This is a genomic window from Bacteroidota bacterium (assembly GCA_018698135.1).
Lineage (GTDB): Bacteria > Bacteroidota > Bacteroidia > CAILMK01 > JAAYUY01 > JABINZ01.
Genome location: JABINZ010000279.1, coordinates 1 through 16288, shown reverse-complemented (window position 1 = coordinate 16288; position 16288 = coordinate 1). Strand labels below are relative to the sequence as shown.

Sequence of the window (16288 nt, the reverse complement as noted above, 5' to 3'; positions counted from 1 at the left end):
TATTGTTCTTTTGTTCTCTTATTCTTTCGTTCATTTTGTCGACCGTAGGTTACAAGAAACGAACAAATATCTGAAAAACCTATCAGGTCGGCCAAGTCCTGTTAGGTTGAGCTTGGGATTATTCAAGTCCTGAAGCAGCATGTTGAATGTTCCCAACAGTTCCTAATTCGTTAATCTATTGTTCTATTATTCTATTGTTCATTATGACAACCATAGGTTACAAGAAACGAACAAATATCTGAAAAACCTATCAGGTCGGCCAAGTCCTGTTAGGTTGAGCTTGGGATTATTCAAGTCCTGAAGTAGCATGTTGAATGTTCCCAACAGTTCCTAATTCGTTTTTCTATTGTTCTCTTTTTCTTTTGTTCATTATGTCGACCGTAGGTTACAAGAAACGAGCAAATATCTGGCAAACCTATTAAGTCTAAGTTGAGCTTGGGATTGATTCAAGTTCACTATATAAACGAGCTTACTTTTCCATTATTTTCATTACTTCTGTTTGAATTTTAGATTTTACAAATTCCCATTTTACTGGAGACAAAAGCATTAATTCTTCATCTTGGTCTGCGTCTTCAAAATAACTTAAACTTTTAAGTACTAAAAAAACAGAACCATCCAAGTATTTCTCGTTATAAAAAGATAATTGATCTTCTAATGAATAGTGATTTAGAAGGAAGAATATATCAAAAAAATCACGTTTTCGACCTCTTCCACTTATTGCAGCATGTTTCATTGCACAGATATCTTTCAATCCTGACAATCGAATATCCTGTTTCTTCTTTATACTTTCAAGAAAAGGGTATTTGTAATTAACAAAGTCAACTTTGATTGAATTGATACTCAGAACTATTATATTCTTACTTTGCGAAAGAAGCTTAATCTCTCCTAAGTCATTTAATAGATCAATTAATTCATATTTATCCAAGACTTTGCTTCCAAAAAAATCAAGGTCATACGACATCCTATGACCTATTTGTAATGCTAAAGCTGTTCCTCCTGCTAATGTAAAATCAGCAAGGTCAGGAATAGCCATTATGCCTTTTAATAATTCCAGTGTGGCTGGTTGGACAGTATCTGTGAATAGCATCTGAACTGTTCTTTTGGAATATTGAAAATACAACTTAGAAAACTAATTGATTTTGGATCCAAATCTCTGGATAGAAGCATTTCCACCCTTATTTTATCCAAGCCATAGTAGGCTTTTATTGCTTGCCAATCAGATAGGCTACCATAATTCACAACACGTTCAATCACATAACGGGATTTCTTCTCCCAATCTATGTTTTCAAATTCCGTATCCCAAAAAATGACGCGTGAAAGATTCATGTTTTAATTATTATTACAAATCTAACGTTTATTGATGATTAGTCAAAATGACAAGTTGGAGCCACGGTTTTGGCTATTACCTTCTGCAATCATGTGGCAACTGAAGGTTGTAAGTTACATGTTGCAGGTTCCCAACAGTTCCTAATTCGTTAATCTATTGTTCTATTATTCTATTGTTCATTATGACGACCATAGGTTACAAGAAACAGAATATAGGTTGCATCAGCAACCAGCCTTACTTCTCCATTTTCTTCATCAATTCGGCATTAGCCACATACATGGCAAAATATGGATAAGAATTGTCTCTTCTTTTCAGTAGAATTATGAACTCTGAATCAAAAAAAAGTTTTTTGGGTTTTTGTAAATCTTCTTCCTCAATTTCCTCAACGCATTCTTCAACTATCTCTGCATAGCTTTCCACCTCAGCTCCATTTTCATTGAGAATAAAGGCCGTTTGTTGAAACATTTTAATTATCTGATGCGGCATTTCAGTTGTGCTAAAAAACGACTTCTCAATATTTGTATAATTATGAGTTATGTTAAATTCAATAATAGGGACTTTTAACTGATCCTCATCACTTAAATAATATTTCTAGGAATTCTTTTCTGTTCGGTAATTTTTCCATGATTGGATCTTATCACTATAGGCATCAATAACATCAATTAAAGCAAATGATTGATCAAATGATGTTTTTATGAGAAGAATTTCATGCTCTTCATCCTGAGGTATTAATTCAATTGCAAAATCATTATCATTCTTATAATACTTTAATAAGGCCACATTATAGTTAGCTCCAAAAAGTCCAAAACTCTCAACATTATCTTTTTTAAAGAGGAAACTTTCCTCATACTTATGAAATGGTTCCATAAACGGAAGTGATTTCCTGAAATATGCTTCAGCTGTAATCTGTGGTAAATCAATTTCAACTCTTGTGATGTACTCATCTTTTGCCAAAACATTTATATAGCTACTCGACTCATTCATTCTTTCTAGTTCAGGATTTTCGAATGAAATGATTGGCTGCCCAATTGCATTTTTGATTTCGTTCCAGGCAAAAAGCAGGGATGCAGCGTAAATAGCATTTTTATCTTTACTTACTTCCGATTCAAGTGTAGCTAAAAACTCGGTTTCTTCCAATGCCGTAAGGTTGGTTGCATCAGGAAATGTTTTGTCTGCATTAAATTCAATTTCCTGATTTTGCTTACAGGAAAACGAAATAATAAGACAGAGAAAAGTTAACAGTAAAGAGATATTTTTGACCATAACTTATGTTTTTAAAGCTTTAGTAATAACTGAAAAATGAATAAGAAATTGTTATGAAGTTTATCGCTTTCAGTTTTTTCTACTAGCGATCCAACATCAGCTTAAAGGTCTTAACACTTTGACCTGATCTTAATTCCATAAAATACAGTCCTTCAACCAAATGATCTGAGCACTGGTATTGTTTTACTTTCTCAAGCTGATGATCCAATAGCTTCCCGTTTATATCAAACAACTTAACTTCATCTATTTCATCTGTAAAAAATACAATTCCTTCTGATGGATTCGGATAAACATTAAATGATGCCTCAGGAGCTTCATCTTCTACTCCGCTCGTATTTCCACTAGCATTTCCGGGCAATGTAATATTTGTACATGTATAACAATCAGTAGGTTGGCCTGCGCAGGCTAAACAAACGAAATAAGTTCCTGCATTGGTATAAGTTATTACAGGAGTTGGATTTGTTTGAGAAGTTACGCCATTTCCAAATTCCCAAAGAAAACTATTGCATTTTGAATTCAGCTTGCTAAAATTGACCACCATTCCATTAATTGAATAGTTAAAGTGAGAAGTACGCTCAACACCTACCAACACTTCATCCGTAGTGGTATTTCCACAAACATCTTTTAACGTTAAAGTATATGTAGTTGGCCAGGCAGGATTGGCTCTGGGACTATTTGATGTTGCATTATCCAAGCCATTTTTAGGTAGCCACGAATAGGAGCTTACATTTGGATTAAAAGCTCTTCCAATACTGGCATCTTCTCCACATACAATATTCACATCAAAGCCCGCATTGGCCTGAATTGGATTAACATTTACACTTACTTGATCCTGTTTGCTGCCACAACCGTGTTTATCAGTTACTGTAACAGTGTAATTCGTAGTTGCTTTCGGATCAGCATAAACAGTATGATAGGTAGTAGTATTGAGTCCTGTTGAAGGTGTCCATTTAAAGTTTGCATCTGGTGAATTTGTCGTGACAACTATTTTGACTTGCTCACCACAAATAATTGTCTTATCAGCTCCGGCATTTGCGGTCACATTTAGTGGAGCAACAGTTACTTTTACATAATCCGTATCTGTATTACTACACTGATCTGTTACAATTAATCTGTATTCGGTGGTTGCGGTTGGTGATGCTTTTGGATTAGCAATATTTGGATTATCTAAACCTGACGAAGGAGTCCACTTAAAGCTACTTCCAGCCAAATTTGAACTTCCCTCCAACTCTTTGGATTGACTGCAAGTGATACTTTTATCAGCACCAGCATTGGCAATTAATTGTTGGTTTTCAACCTTCGCAATTAATACATCTGCTGTATAATTCCAGCTTAAACCAATTTGAGCATTGATTATTATATCAGAAAAATAACCCGTGCCTGCATATTCACCTGTGATGTAATAATCACCATTGGGATGAGCGGCAATGTCATTAGCCCGATCTTCCTTTGTGCCACCCGATTGCATAATATAGTTAAGCGAACCATCTTTCGAATAACTAAACGTCACAATATCATAATCGCCATAACTATTGACATAATTGCTTCCCCAATAATAAAGCTTAGAGTAAAAAAATGTTGAAGTCAAAATCTCATCATCCTTGCCTATGGCTACTCCTGTAATATTTCCATTGTGAGTATGTGCCCAAAGAATATTCATATTACTATCAAACTTAGCAACATAGTCGTTATAAGAGGAATTATTTGCATAGACAGACATGGTATCCAAAAGCGTAAATCCAAAATAATTTCCACAAACAATCAAATTATCTTCAGAATCAACAGTCAGCGTTTCAAAACCATCTGAATTTAAATAGCCTAATTGCTTGCTTCTTAAATAGTTTCCGTTTTTATCGAATTTGGCAATATATACATCTGCATCATTTGGAGCATTCAGAGTATCCGTTCCAATTACAAGGGAATCATAAAAATAACCTCCAATGTATACATTGTCTTTGCTATCGATTCCTATACCATAAGCGTATTCATAGGTATCTGATCCAAAATAGGTTTTCCAGAGCAGAGTTCCATTCGAGTCGAATTTAGCAAGAAAGACATCAGCTTCTTTAACAAAACGAAGTGTATCTCCTTCAAAAGGAGTATCAAACCAAAAAACACCTGTTACCAGCAAGTTTCCTTCACTATCTACGGCCAAGCCATCAATCTCTAAATTATAATCCTTCAGCCATTGAACTTGTCCTGCGGCATTGTATTTTACCAAATAATTTCGTCCACCTTTGGTTGTATCCTGATCAAAAATGGCTAATCCTTTAGAAAAACCTGCTGTATATACATTTCCTCTCTGATCAGCAACTATTCTCCAGCCTTCATCATTCTGATGTCCGCCTCCATTCTTCATCCAAATAAAATTCCCCTGCAAATCAAGCTTGGCAATAAAAGCATCCTGACCACCATTTGTTGGATAATCAACACCTCCAAAAGTCCCGGGGTTGCTGTATTTACCAGTTACGAAAACAAACCCATTATTTGTATCAATACTTATAGCTTTTCCAATATCATCCCCCATCGATCTTCCTCCTCCATTGGCCCAGGAAAAATTTGGACACTGTGCTTGTATTTCAAATGCAAAAAGAACAGTCAATAGTATCAGGCTTAGGATTTTAATCATTTCAGCTATATCTTAAATTCATTTCAAAAATACTAAACTAATTTCGGTGTCAATACTATCTTCAATAATAAATAAAACAAGGTTGAACAGTTGTTTTCATGTTAAAATAAGAATTACAGCTAACAATTTAATTTGACTTTTTAGCAAACAATTATTACATTCGAATTATATCAATATAAATCTCAAGTTAGCTGATTACACATTTTCTTTATTTCCTAAATCATTTATTTATGCAAAACACAAAATATTTATTTTTTACTCTTTCTTTCCTTTTCCTTTTTAGTTTTTCACAATCACAAAACATGATTAAAAATGGGGATTTCAATGGTTTAAGCTTTTGGAACTTCCATGAAGGAAGTTCTACTTCAACTGTTGGAATTTCAATGGGTGAAGCTTTTATTGATATTTCTGTAGCTGGAACAAACTCTTGGGAACCTCAGCTTGGTCAATACAATATTATAATGAAGGCTGGAACAGAATATAAATTAGCATTTAAAGCACATGCCAGCAACGATCGAACAATAAATGCCAATATTGGCACTGGACCTCCCAATTATACTTCCATTTTTTCTAAAACTGTTTTATTACATCAAACTGCTCAATGGTATACCTACACTTTTACAGCAGGAATAAGTGATAGTACATCGGGCCTTAATTTTGACTGTGGGCAGGATATCAATGACGTATATATTGATAGTGTTTCACTTTTTGCCACCACCATTATCTCAGATAAATATATCATAAGTGGAAAAATAACCTATTCTGACTCTTTTACGCCATTCGCTGGTGTAAATGTAGGCATGGAAATTCATAATCTTGCAGGGATAATTGATACCATTTTAGTAACTGATGCAAAGGGTGAGTATATGTTTCCAATGGATAGCCAACTCATTGTTGAGCCCTTTCCAATAAACATCACTCCTTCCTATGCAGGTTTTACTTTTAGTCCTAAAAAACATTATTTTCAAACGACTGACTTCAGTGCCTATATAAACAATAATTTTATTGCCAATTCGGAGGCATCGGATATTTGTATCGTATTGGTTGATTCCAATACCAACCGCAATTTGGTTGCATGGGAACGATATCATTCTACTGAAGTGGATTCCTATCGGATTTACAGAGAAACAACAGTGGCGAACAAATATGAGTTAATTGGAAGCACCGATTACAATGAAATAAGTGTTGTGATTGATACGGCTTCAAATCCTAAACAACGTGCCTATCGCTACGGACTAACTGTAATTGATATTTTTGGTACAGAATCCAAAATGAGCAATGTGCACAAAACCATCCACCTCACAGCTAATGCAGGAGCAGGTTCTGAAATTAATCTGATCTGGAGTGCTTACGAAGGATTTTATTTCAGTTCGTACAAAATTTACAGAGGAACCTCTCCTTCAAAAATGACCTTATTGGATTCTATACAAAGTACACTTTTCAGCTATACTGATGTGAGTCCCCCTAGTGGATTGGTATTTTACCAGGTAGTCGTTCAAAAACAAGATACCTGTTATCCTGATATTTTCCGTGCAAAAACAAGCAAAGGGCCTTTTTCACAGTCCTTTTCAAATATGAAGGATTACAGCACCATTACTGGTGATTATCTGGAGGTTTATCCTGAAAACAAAACACTAAGCAAAACAAAAGGAGAATATACTTTTTCCGTATTCACCAATTTACTCAGTTGGAATTTAAGCAGCAATCAAAGCTGGCTAAGCTATCAGAATGATATGGCCAACAAAAGCTTCATATTGTTTTTTGATGAAAACACTACAGGTTCAGATCGTACTGCAAAAATTACACTAAGTGCAGCAGGTGTAACTGATGTCATTCTCAATATCACACAATCGAAAGATATTGTCAGTATTGAAGAAGAAGCCAATAATAATGTCCTAATCTATCCAAACCCAGTAAATGATGTATTACATATTAATTCAACTTCATTTGTAAATAGCTATGAGATGTATTCAATACATGGGCAGCAAGTTTTAGCAGGAAAAATAAATGGACATGAAGCTCAAATCAATGTAACTTCCTTCCCATCAGGTATATATAATTTGCGAATGATTTCAGGAGAGAAAGTTGTAACAAAGTGTTTTATACACAGATAGGCATATCATTGCAAGTGATCAAGCTTTTATGGAAACTGCTAATTATTTAAGTTAGTCTTCACTACTTAACGTATAAAAACTTAGCTGTTTTTATATTGCCCTGTTCAATCATTTCGATGAAATACAATCCTTCATCAACGTGGTTCGGAATCTCGTATCTATTTGCTTTCAGCAGCTGATAATGCAGTATTTTTCCTTCAATACTTAACAACTTAATCTCATCAATTACTTCACTAAAAAATAAAACGCTATTCGTGGGATTTGGATAAACAACAACATTCTGCCTACTATTTTCAATAAGTCCTGAAGTATTTCCTGATCCATTTCCTGGCAGACTGATTTGTGTACATGTTTGACAAGATATTGGTTGAGCTCCACAGCTGAGACATACAGTATACGTTCCTGAACTGGCAAATGCAATAGTGGGTGTTGTTTCCGTTTGAGATGTAACGCCATTTCCAAAATCCCAATTAAAACTACTACATTTTGTATTCAGCAGATTAAAACTAACCTCCAAGCCATTCATCGAATAACTGAAATGAGAAGTTCTTTCCACCTCGACTAATACCTCATCACTCGTTTTGTTACCACAGCCATCCTCCATGCTTAATGTATAAGTGCTTGTTTGATCTGGATGTGCCATAGTTTGCAATGCTTTTGGATTGACTAAACCCGTTTCAGGAATCCATTGGAAAGAAACCACATTCTTTCCATCACTCATTCCAATAAGCGCACTATCTCCACATTCAATGTCTTGATCGATTCCTGCATTTGCTGTGGCATTGAGTTTAATCACAGTTACTTTAACATAATCTGTATCCTTTTTACTACACACATCAGTGGCAATCAGGCGATAATTGGTCGTAACTGATGGGGAAGCAATCGGATTGGCAATAATCGGATTGCTTAATCCGCTTGAAGGATACCAATTATAAGAAGTTACTGCCAAATTTGAACTTGCATTGAGCTGAACAGATTGGTTGCAAGTTATACTTGTATCAGAGCCTGCGTCTATTTGTAAAAATTGATTTTCTAATTTAGCAATCAAAACATCAGCCACAGCCCAAACACCAGGTCCCGGAGTCGCTATCAATTCAATATCTGAAAAATAGGCTGTGCCGGAAAACTCGCCAGTAATAAAATAATCTCCATTTGGATGGGCAATTACAGCATGTCCTCTATCTTCTTCCACTCCACCAGCTTGTTTCACATAATTTAACTTTCCCTCTTTACTCATATTGAATAGCACCAAATCGCCATAGCCTGCGCTTGTTAAATAAGATGGGTGATTATGATATAGTTTATTTGTAAAATATCCTGTCACGAGAATATCATCATTTGGAGCAATTGCAATACATGAAGTTCGTCCGTTATGGGTATACACCCATTTGATACGCATATTCGAATCAAATTTGGCCACAAACTGGTTGTAATCATCAACGATAGGATTCACTGTTAAGGTATCCAGCAGGGTTTCATAATAATATCCACCTATCAAAAGCAGGTTATTCTCTGAATCGATAGCAAACTGAATAAAACCATCAGCACTGTTTCCTCCCAACTGCTTCACTTGCTTTAAATTCCCTTGTGGATCGAATTGGGCAATGTACATATCAGTGGCTCCATTGGTTGTCAGTAAATTGGATTCAATAAGCAGAGAATCATAAAAATAGCCCCCTACATAAACGACATTGTTTTTATCAACGAGCACATCATAAGCATATTCAATTTTTGGCGAGCCGTAGTATTTTTTCCACAGCAACTGCCCTGATGGATTAAATTTGGCCAGGAAAATATCTTTTAGACCGATAGCCTCTATACTATCGCCCTCAAAGGCTTTTTTTCCACTGAAATCACCACAAATAAGTAGGTTATTATCTAGGTCGATGGTGAGTGCAGAAATAGCCAGCTTATAATCCTTAAGCCATTGCAGCTGACCTGCAGCATTATATTTCACAAGATAACTTCCTGCTGCAGCAGTTGTATCTTCACCAAAAGCGGCTCTTGCTTCCATTGTTCCACAGGCATATACATTTCCTAGCTGATCAACAGCAATATCTTTTCCCTCATCATCATATCCGCTTCCACCCTGCTTCAGCCAGATGTATTTTCCATTCAAATCCAGTTTGGCAATAAACACATCTTTTTGTCCATACGAAGGATAATTTTTTCCGCCAAAAGTTCCTGAATCGTAATAATGACCAGTAACAAAAATGTGATTATTGATTGTATCTATTGCAATGGCCTGTCCGATGTCGTTTTTATCAGATGCTCCACTTGCATTGGCCCAACTAAAAGTCGGACACTGAGCATGAGCAAAATGATGGCTTGTTAAAAAGAGAAGAATTATTATATAGATTAGTTTGGCTTTCATGTTTGAATATATTGTGAAACAAAAATAAGAATACTATTTCAGGATGAGAATGTCTAGAAAAATAATTGTGTATATGAGCAACATGAGACAGATTAAAGGTTAAGAATACGATGCCTGAGATTCTTGCGCGAAAGTATTTACATACACAAGACTATCATTTTCGGGCATGCTAACCTCAAAGAAAAACCTTGCCCTGAAACCCGAAAATAAAGCAGTCAAAATATAAAATTGCTATTTTTGCTAAAGTAAATCGGTTGAATAATGAAAAAGGAAAATGCAATAAAAATTTTTGAGGACAAAAAAGTGCGTGCACTTTGGGACAAAGAACATGAAAAATGGTACATTTCAATTGTTGATGTGGTTTCCGTATTAACTGAAAGTGTAGACTCAAATGCCTATTGGAGAAAATTAAAACAACGTCTTAAACAAGAAGGAAATGAAACCGTGACGAATTGTCACGGGTTGAAAATGCTTGCACCCGATGGCAAAATGCGTATGACCGATGTGGCCGACACCGAACAATTGTTCCGCCTCATTCAATCCATTCCATCACCAAAAGCTGAACCCTTTAAACTCTGGTTGGCACAAATTGCTGCCGAAAGACTGGATGAAATGCAGGATCCTGAACTTACAATTGATAGGGCATTGAAAGAATACCTCCAACTAGGTTATTCTGAAAATTGGATAAACCAACGCCTGAAAAGCATTGAAATCCGAAAAAACTTAACCGATGAGTGGAAAAAAAGAGGATTGAAAGAAGGTGTTCAGTTTGCGACACTAACCGATATTATTACCAAAGCATGGTCCGACAAAACAACAAAAGAGTATAAAATACTCAAAGGATTGAAAAAGGAGAATCTCAGAGACAATATGACGAATACTGAACTCATTTTAAACATGCTTGCTGAAGCCTCTACAAAAGATATTTCTGCAGTGGTGGAACCAAAAGATTTTGAAGCAAGCAAAAAAGTGGCTAAGCAAGGTGGTGGCGTTGCCAAAGTGGCAAGAAAGGAATTAGAAGCACGAACTGGAAAAAAGGTGGTCTCCTCTGTTAATGCAAAATCAGCTTTGAAATTGAAAGAAAGCAAACCGATTAAAAAAAAGAAATAAACATGTAAAATGGCGGATGTGCATGAGCCAGACATACGCTCTTACAATATGAGCCAGATTAAAGGCAAAAATACCAAGCCTGAAATACTCGTGCGAAAATATCTTCATGCGAATGGCTATCGATTTCGAATACATGGCAAATACAAAGGACAAACACTAGCAGGAAAACCTGATATTGTTCTCTCAAAATACAAAACCGTGGTTTTTGTTCATGGCTGCTTCTGGCATGCACATGAGGGATGCAAATACTTTAAAATACCTGATACACGCACTGAGTGGTGGACTGAAAAACTTTATGGGAACAAAAAACGGGATGAGGAACACCATCTGCAATTAATAGAAATGGGTTGGAAAACAATTACTATTTGGACGTGCAATCTCAAAGTAAAACTACTTGACAATACCTTAATCAACTTACTTATTCAATTAGATAAGATTCAAAACTGAGGTTGTAATTTTTTACAAAATCTTCATATTGTGACTCATAGTCCGTTGACTAATAAGTCACATACTCATACCTTTATCCCCTATGGAAATTCAGCAAAAATTTGGGAAAAGACTGAAAGAGTTACGTCTTCAATCAAACCTCTCTCAAGAAGCTTTAGCGTTAAAAGCAGAGATTGACCGAACCTATATGACTAGTGTTGAAAATGGGAAAAGGAATATTTCTATTAAGAATATTTATAAAATCCTTACAGCACTTGATATTTCATTTTTTGATTTTTTTAATTCAAAAGATTTTAACTAAAATTTAAAAAAACAGGCATAGCCAATTATTAATATGATTAATGAGGATTAAGGAAAAAATATTATTTGAAGAAATATTAGGAAAATCATATAGAGTCAGATTATTTGAGAATGATAATCACAGCACAGCAGCATTCACACATTACCTGCATAATAGCAAATCCAAGAATTCTAAATATTTCAAAGAAGAAGCAATTGAATACATTAAATCTGTATTAGAAAATACATATAACGATGAAAAGATTGAAAATAAAAAAGCCGAAGAAGCACTACAACAATACTTATTCGACTTTGAAAGTGATTCGATTTTTCCACCACAAATAAAACCAAAGTTTACATTTATTGATCTTTTTGCAGGAATCGGTGGTTTTAGACTCGCTTTGCAGAATATTGGAGGAAAATGTGTCTTTACAAGCGAATGGGATGAACAAGCAAAAAAAACATACTTTACAAATTTTGGAGAAGTCCCATTTGGTGATATTACTTTAGAGTCTACCAAACAATTTATTCCTGATAATTTCGATGTTTTATGTGCAGGTTTTCCGTGCCAGGCATTCTCTATTGCTGGAAAGAGAGGAGGATTTGAAGATACAAGAGGAACATTATTTTTTGATGTTGCTGAAATAATCAAACGAAAAAAACCCAAAGCGATTTTTCTTGAAAACGTAAAAGGTCTAAGAAATCATAATGGAGGCAGAACACTTGAAACCATTCTGAATGTATTACGCAACGACCTTGACTACTTTGTTCCTGAGCCACAAATAATAAATGCAAAAAATTATGGTATTCCGCAGAATAGAGAACGAATTTTTATTGTGGGATTTAGAAATGATATCGATGTTACAGAATTTAATTATCCCAAATCAACCAATAAAGCTATAACATTTGAAAATATTAAAGAGGAGAATAATTTTAGTTTATGCATTCCCCTAATAGGTCAGGCTTTCAGTTCCAATCTTTTTGCTTCTTCCACTAAAAAAAGATTTCTATTACAAACGCAAAAAGCAGCATAGGTATGACAATGAATATTCAACAAATGACTAGAGATGATTTTATGACTTTTTTTAGAGATGATGAAAAGTTAAATTTAATTACTCCAGATGATAGGGTAGAGATTTTCTCTCAAATTCTATTAGGAAATTCTGATTTTTCTAAGAAATTACTTGATAGGATATTGTGCGATTATGGAGTAGATTTTCTTGAAATAATTGAACCACACAATGACAAAAAAAAATAATTGGACAAGAGAAGAAACAATAATTGCGTTTAATGTTTACTGCAAAATTCCGTTTAAAAGCAGCAGCAAAAATAATCCCACGATAATAAAATATGCAAATATTATTGGACGGACGCCATCTGCATTGAATATGAAAGTTGGTAATTTCGGAAGGCTTGATCCCGAACTTAGAAAACAAGGAATTGTCGGATTAGCCCACGGAAGCAAGTTGGATGAGGAAGTGTGGGATGAATTTGAAGGCAATTGGGATAAATTAGCTTTTGAGAGCGAACTATTAATCTCTAAATATTCAAATAAGCCAATTGAAGAAACTATTGGAATTAAAAGAGAAGATCTTGAAATCCCACTTGGATTAGACAGAGAAGCTATTGTAAAGCAAAGGGTTAATCAAAATTTTTTCCGTTCCACTATTCTGTCCTCCTATAATTTGAAGTGTTGTATCACAGGTCTTTCAATAACTGATTTCCTAGTAGCTAGTCATATTGTGCCTTGGGCGCAGGATAATAAGAACAGACTAAATCCTCATAATGGACTTTGTCTAAATTCGATCCATGATAAAGCTTTTGATAAAGGATTCATAACTATTACTTCAGATTACAAAATAAAAGTTTCAAAAGCTTTCGATGAATTTAAAAAAGATAATTCAGTTTTGGACTTTTTCTTGAAATATGAAAATCAACCCATTATTCTTCCTGATAAATTTCTTCCTTCAAAAGATTTTCTAGAATATCACTATAAAAATATTTTCAAAAGTTAAATTCTTTAATAGTATTGTAAAGTGCGGCCCGAAGGGTCACACTCTAATAAAGGCGAATGGAGTAAAATATATACACTTCTGAAATTTATTGCAGACAAAAAACTATTTGCAGTTGATAGTGAATTAAATAAAATTGAGGACATAATTTTCCCAATTATCAGAATTTTACGAGATGAGTCAAGGGGAGAACCTATGAATATACATATGATGATGACTTAGTTGTCATTAGGGACAATAGAGAAGAATTCAAAATTCCGATTATACAATTTCAAAAGCAGGCTATTACATTATTAACGGAATTGAAGAATGCTTCAGGCTCATCTTTTTCGATTCCGGAAATTGAAAAATTTATCAATTCTTTTAGTTGTATCTCCCTTAAGGCTAAATCATCTATTAAAAGCGATATTCGAATCGTTATTCATGATCAAAGAACAGGAACAAATCCAGAATTAGGTTTTAGTATCAAATCACAACTTGGTGAAGCTTCTACTCTCTTAAATGCAGGAAAAACAACGAATTTCATATTCAAAATTGATGGTGCAAATTTCAGTAATGATGAAATTGATCAAATCAACTCAATTAATGGTCGAAGTAAAATTAAAGATCGAATTGAGAAAATTATTGAGAAAACAGGTTCGTTTAAATTTATAAAAACAGAAAGTTCTATTTTTGGAAACAACTTAACTTTAATTGATAGTGCTTTACCACAAATAATTTCATGTATTATTTATAAATTCTTTACTTCTAAATATTCTAAATTACATGATTTGGCAACAGATATCGCTGCTTCAAATCCTATTGGCTTTGATTTAGAAACAAAACATCCATTTTATTTCTATAAACTAAAAAGATTTTTGTCAGACGTTGCATTAGGTATGATACCTTCTAAAGTTTGGCAGGGAGAACTTGATACTACTGGAGGATATTTGGTTGTTAAAGAAAATGGAGAAATTTTATGTTACCATATTTATAATCGAAATGAGTTTGAGGATTATCTTATTAAAAACACAAAACTTGAGACAGGCAGTAGCACTCGACATGATTTTGGTAAAATATATAATGAAGCTCAACAATTATATTTCAAACTAAATTTACAGATTCGTTTTTTAAAATAGCACAACCTTAATATTCTTACATCAATAAATATGGTTCTTTCAACCTAACAGGTCGAAAAAGACCTGTTAGGTTTGCCAAGCAGCGAGTGCATAAAATCCTAATTCTGCTAATCGTATTCACCTATTTTTTTTATTTTTGAATAAAAACACAAATGAACAGAATTACATTCACTTTCCTGATTTCCTTATTTGTATTAGTTGCCTGTAAAAACAACCCTGCTCCTTCACCTCCACTTCAGTCACAACATAACACAAGTGAAATTGTAGCAGACACAACAGTTCGAGTCGATTCCATCAAAGCAGTGATGAAAGTGGAGTCCTATACCATCCATTTTGCAACCGATTCAAGAGTAAACAATAAACCTCATGAATTTAAAAGCAAAATAATGTTTAGCGGGGAAAGCATAAAAGACAGTTCAACTCATACATTAACAAAAGTGGAATTATGGTATGTGGATAATGGAAATGATACTATAATATTTGATAGAAAAACAGGCGAATTGAAGGCATGGTTTCCAAAAAATGAAATGCAGCTGATGATACAATTACTGGAATCGGATTATGATTTCAGGATCAGCTATAGTATGGATACCAAGGGTTTGGAGCATATTCTTGCATCAACTTATTTGAAAGAGCAATAAAACCCGTGTTTTTATCCCTGACAGGGTTTGAAACCCTGTCAGGGATGATATCATAGTACATCAATACAAAGAATGCTGAACTGATCTTGCGACATGGAACATGTAGCTTGCAACATGTAAATCAGCCCACCATTTTCTTTATTTTCCTCACCAAACCCGATCCTAGCATGTCGTCTGCTTTTTGGATAATTTCTTTGATTTTCAGCAGGATATCATCCTTGCCAGCCCAATGTTCCTGAACAATGGTTGGCTCAGTATTTCCAATAATTTTATTGAGTGCAAAAGCAGCTATGGCCAAATCATCAATTAATCCAATCGGGCCTAAAAAAAGTTCTGGGATTAAATCAACAGGAGATATAAAGTAAGCTATAGCAACTCCCAAAATAGCTTTTTCTTTAACCCCCACTCGCCTGTCGAGTGACAACTTAACCAACAAATGGAATAGATCAGGTGCCAATAATAGATATTCCGTCCATTGATAGTTTTTCGCTTTTTCCGTATTCAAAAATTCACTGATAGTTGTGCGAAGCGATTGATAGAAGTCCTGGTGTTTTTGATCCATGATGTTGCTTTAAGATGCAAAGATAGGAAGGAAAACTAGTTGTTGCTGGTTAATGTAGCTGGTTGCTCGTTACTCAATGCTCGTTGCTTGTAGCTCTTGACAAGAAGCGAGTGACGAGAAACTAGAGAGCGAGGAACGTGCATGGTCACCAGATATCATCTCCTCATGTTCTTCAACAATAGACTGTTTACTACTCCATTTCACTTTTGCTTTTCATAATATTCTGCTACATTTGCACGACTTGAAAATCATATTCAATCATTTTAGATTTAAGGTAACTAATCAGGGATATATGTAGCAAGGCAATTTAAGCCCTCAAGAACATTGTTTCTAGACTTGATGATTGTATCAATAATTGACCTGTTTATTGCGAAAGTCTGAGCACCATTTGTCGATTTAAAAAAACCTGATA

General features: G+C 34.6%; 15 protein-coding genes and 1 pseudogene. 9 read left to right on the top strand and 7 right to left on the bottom strand.

Annotation, left to right across the window (positions count from 1 at the left end; all coding sequences use genetic code 11):
• Window positions 1-469: 469 nt before the first annotated feature.
• From HOG71_17370 to HOG71_17350, 5 genes are all read right to left on the bottom strand, one after another.
• Window positions 470-1087: a nucleotidyl transferase AbiEii/AbiGii toxin family protein gene (locus tag HOG71_17370; GenBank protein ID MBT5992619.1), complete on the bottom strand. Its 618-nt coding sequence runs from the start codon at window positions 1085-1087 to the stop codon at window positions 470-472.
• Window positions 1042-1326: a hypothetical protein gene (locus tag HOG71_17365; protein MBT5992618.1), complete on the bottom strand. Its 285-nt coding sequence runs from the start codon at window positions 1324-1326 to the stop codon at window positions 1042-1044. Before HOG71_17365 ends, HOG71_17370 begins: the two co-directional genes overlap by 46 nt.
• Before the next feature lie 235 nt (window positions 1327-1561).
• Window positions 1562-1792 carry a hypothetical protein gene (locus HOG71_17360; protein MBT5992617.1) on the bottom strand — a complete coding sequence of 77 codons (231 nt, stop codon included), beginning with the start codon at window positions 1790-1792 and terminating at the stop codon, window positions 1562-1564.
• Window positions 1793-1918: 126 nt separating this feature from the next.
• On the bottom strand, window positions 1919-2590 hold the full coding sequence (locus tag HOG71_17355; protein MBT5992616.1) for a hypothetical protein: 672 nt from the start codon (window positions 2588-2590) through the stop codon (window positions 1919-1921).
• Between the two features lie 82 nt (window positions 2591-2672).
• The gene (locus tag HOG71_17350) at window positions 2673-5219 is read right to left on the bottom strand and encodes a T9SS type A sorting domain-containing protein (protein MBT5992615.1); all 2547 of its coding nucleotides are present in this window, start codon (window positions 5217-5219) and stop codon (window positions 2673-2675) included.
• A 230-nt stretch (window positions 5220-5449) separates the two neighbouring features.
• Between HOG71_17350 and HOG71_17345 the strand changes: the two genes are divergently transcribed.
• Window positions 5450-7333, top strand: coding sequence for a T9SS type A sorting domain-containing protein (locus tag HOG71_17345; protein MBT5992614.1), 1884 nt, complete (start codon window positions 5450-5452; stop codon window positions 7331-7333).
• Window positions 7334-7394: 61 nt separating this feature from the next.
• Here the strand turns inward: HOG71_17345 and HOG71_17340 are convergent, their stop codons facing one another.
• Window positions 7395-9707 (bottom strand): T9SS type A sorting domain-containing protein, encoded by a 2313-nt coding sequence (locus HOG71_17340; protein MBT5992613.1) that lies wholly within the window; start codon window positions 9705-9707, stop codon window positions 7395-7397.
• 261 nt (window positions 9708-9968) lie between these two features.
• Between HOG71_17340 and HOG71_17335 the strand changes: the two genes are divergently transcribed.
• The 8 genes and pseudogenes from HOG71_17335 (at window position 9969) to HOG71_17300 (ending at window position 15314) form a co-directional block, all read left to right on the top strand.
• Window positions 9969-10817 carry a Bro-N domain-containing protein gene (locus tag HOG71_17335; GenBank protein MBT5992612.1) on the top strand — a complete coding sequence of 283 codons (849 nt, stop codon included), beginning with the start codon at window positions 9969-9971 and terminating at the stop codon, window positions 10815-10817.
• Window positions 10818-10826: 9 nt separating this feature from the next.
• Window positions 10827-11264, top strand: coding sequence for a DNA mismatch endonuclease Vsr (vsr, locus tag HOG71_17330; GenBank protein MBT5992611.1), 438 nt, complete (start codon window positions 10827-10829; stop codon window positions 11262-11264).
• 82 nt (window positions 11265-11346) lie between these two features.
• Window positions 11347-11565: a helix-turn-helix transcriptional regulator gene (locus tag HOG71_17325; GenBank protein MBT5992610.1), complete on the top strand. Its 219-nt coding sequence runs from the start codon at window positions 11347-11349 to the stop codon at window positions 11563-11565.
• Between the two features lie 40 nt (window positions 11566-11605).
• Window positions 11606-12577 carry a DNA cytosine methyltransferase gene (locus tag HOG71_17320; protein ID MBT5992609.1) on the top strand — a complete coding sequence of 324 codons (972 nt, stop codon included), beginning with the start codon at window positions 11606-11608 and terminating at the stop codon, window positions 12575-12577.
• A 23-nt stretch (window positions 12578-12600) separates the two neighbouring features.
• Window positions 12601-12801, top strand: a complete 201-nt coding sequence (locus tag HOG71_17315; GenBank protein ID MBT5992608.1) for a hypothetical protein — start codon at window positions 12601-12603, stop codon at window positions 12799-12801.
• Window positions 12785-13558, top strand: a complete 774-nt coding sequence (locus HOG71_17310; protein MBT5992607.1) for an HNH endonuclease — start codon at window positions 12785-12787, stop codon at window positions 13556-13558. The genes HOG71_17315 and HOG71_17310 overlap by 17 nt, the downstream gene beginning before the upstream one ends.
• A gap of 21 nt (window positions 13559-13579) precedes the next feature.
• A pseudogene (locus HOG71_17305) lies at window positions 13580-14673 on the top strand (HpaII family restriction endonuclease).
• A 152-nt stretch (window positions 14674-14825) separates the two neighbouring features.
• A complete protein-coding gene (locus tag HOG71_17300) occupies window positions 14826-15314 on the top strand; it encodes a hypothetical protein (protein MBT5992606.1) in 489 nt (162 codons plus the stop codon).
• 121 nt (window positions 15315-15435) lie between these two features.
• Here HOG71_17300 and HOG71_17295 read toward each other — a convergent pair whose 3' ends face one another.
• Window positions 15436-15876: a DUF1232 domain-containing protein gene (locus HOG71_17295; protein MBT5992605.1), complete on the bottom strand. Its 441-nt coding sequence runs from the start codon at window positions 15874-15876 to the stop codon at window positions 15436-15438.
• Window positions 15877-16288: the final 412 nt, after the last annotated feature.

Excerpts from the sequence above, each read along its gene's own strand:
- HOG71_17370 (MBT5992619.1), bottom strand. The coding sequence starts at position 1,087 with ATGCTATTCACAGATACTGTCCAACCAGCCACACTGGAATTATTAAAA.
- HOG71_17365 (MBT5992618.1), bottom strand. The coding sequence starts at position 1,326 with ATGAATCTTTCACGCGTCATTTTTTGGGATACGGAATTTGAAAACATA.
- HOG71_17360 (MBT5992617.1), bottom strand. The coding sequence starts at position 1,792 with ATGTTTCAACAAACGGCCTTTATTCTCAATGAAAATGGAGCTGAGGTG.
- HOG71_17355 (MBT5992616.1), bottom strand. The coding sequence starts at position 2,590 with ATGGTCAAAAATATCTCTTTACTGTTAACTTTTCTCTGTCTTATTATT.
- HOG71_17350 (MBT5992615.1), bottom strand. The coding sequence starts at position 5,219 with ATGATTAAAATCCTAAGCCTGATACTATTGACTGTTCTTTTTGCATTT.
- HOG71_17345 (MBT5992614.1), top strand. The coding sequence starts at position 5,450 with ATGCAAAACACAAAATATTTATTTTTTACTCTTTCTTTCCTTTTCCTT.
- HOG71_17340 (MBT5992613.1), bottom strand. The coding sequence starts at position 9,707 with ATGAAAGCCAAACTAATCTATATAATAATTCTTCTCTTTTTAACAAGC.
- HOG71_17335 (MBT5992612.1), top strand. The coding sequence starts at position 9,969 with ATGAAAAAGGAAAATGCAATAAAAATTTTTGAGGACAAAAAAGTGCGT.
- vsr (MBT5992611.1), top strand. The coding sequence starts at position 10,827 with ATGGCGGATGTGCATGAGCCAGACATACGCTCTTACAATATGAGCCAG.
- HOG71_17325 (MBT5992610.1), top strand. The coding sequence starts at position 11,347 with ATGGAAATTCAGCAAAAATTTGGGAAAAGACTGAAAGAGTTACGTCTT.
- HOG71_17320 (MBT5992609.1), top strand. The coding sequence starts at position 11,606 with ATGAGGATTAAGGAAAAAATATTATTTGAAGAAATATTAGGAAAATCA.
- HOG71_17315 (MBT5992608.1), top strand. The coding sequence starts at position 12,601 with ATGACTAGAGATGATTTTATGACTTTTTTTAGAGATGATGAAAAGTTA.
- HOG71_17310 (MBT5992607.1), top strand. The coding sequence starts at position 12,785 with ATGACAAAAAAAAATAATTGGACAAGAGAAGAAACAATAATTGCGTTT.
- HOG71_17300 (MBT5992606.1), top strand. The coding sequence starts at position 14,826 with ATGAACAGAATTACATTCACTTTCCTGATTTCCTTATTTGTATTAGTT.
- HOG71_17295 (MBT5992605.1), bottom strand. The coding sequence starts at position 15,876 with ATGGATCAAAAACACCAGGACTTCTATCAATCGCTTCGCACAACTATC.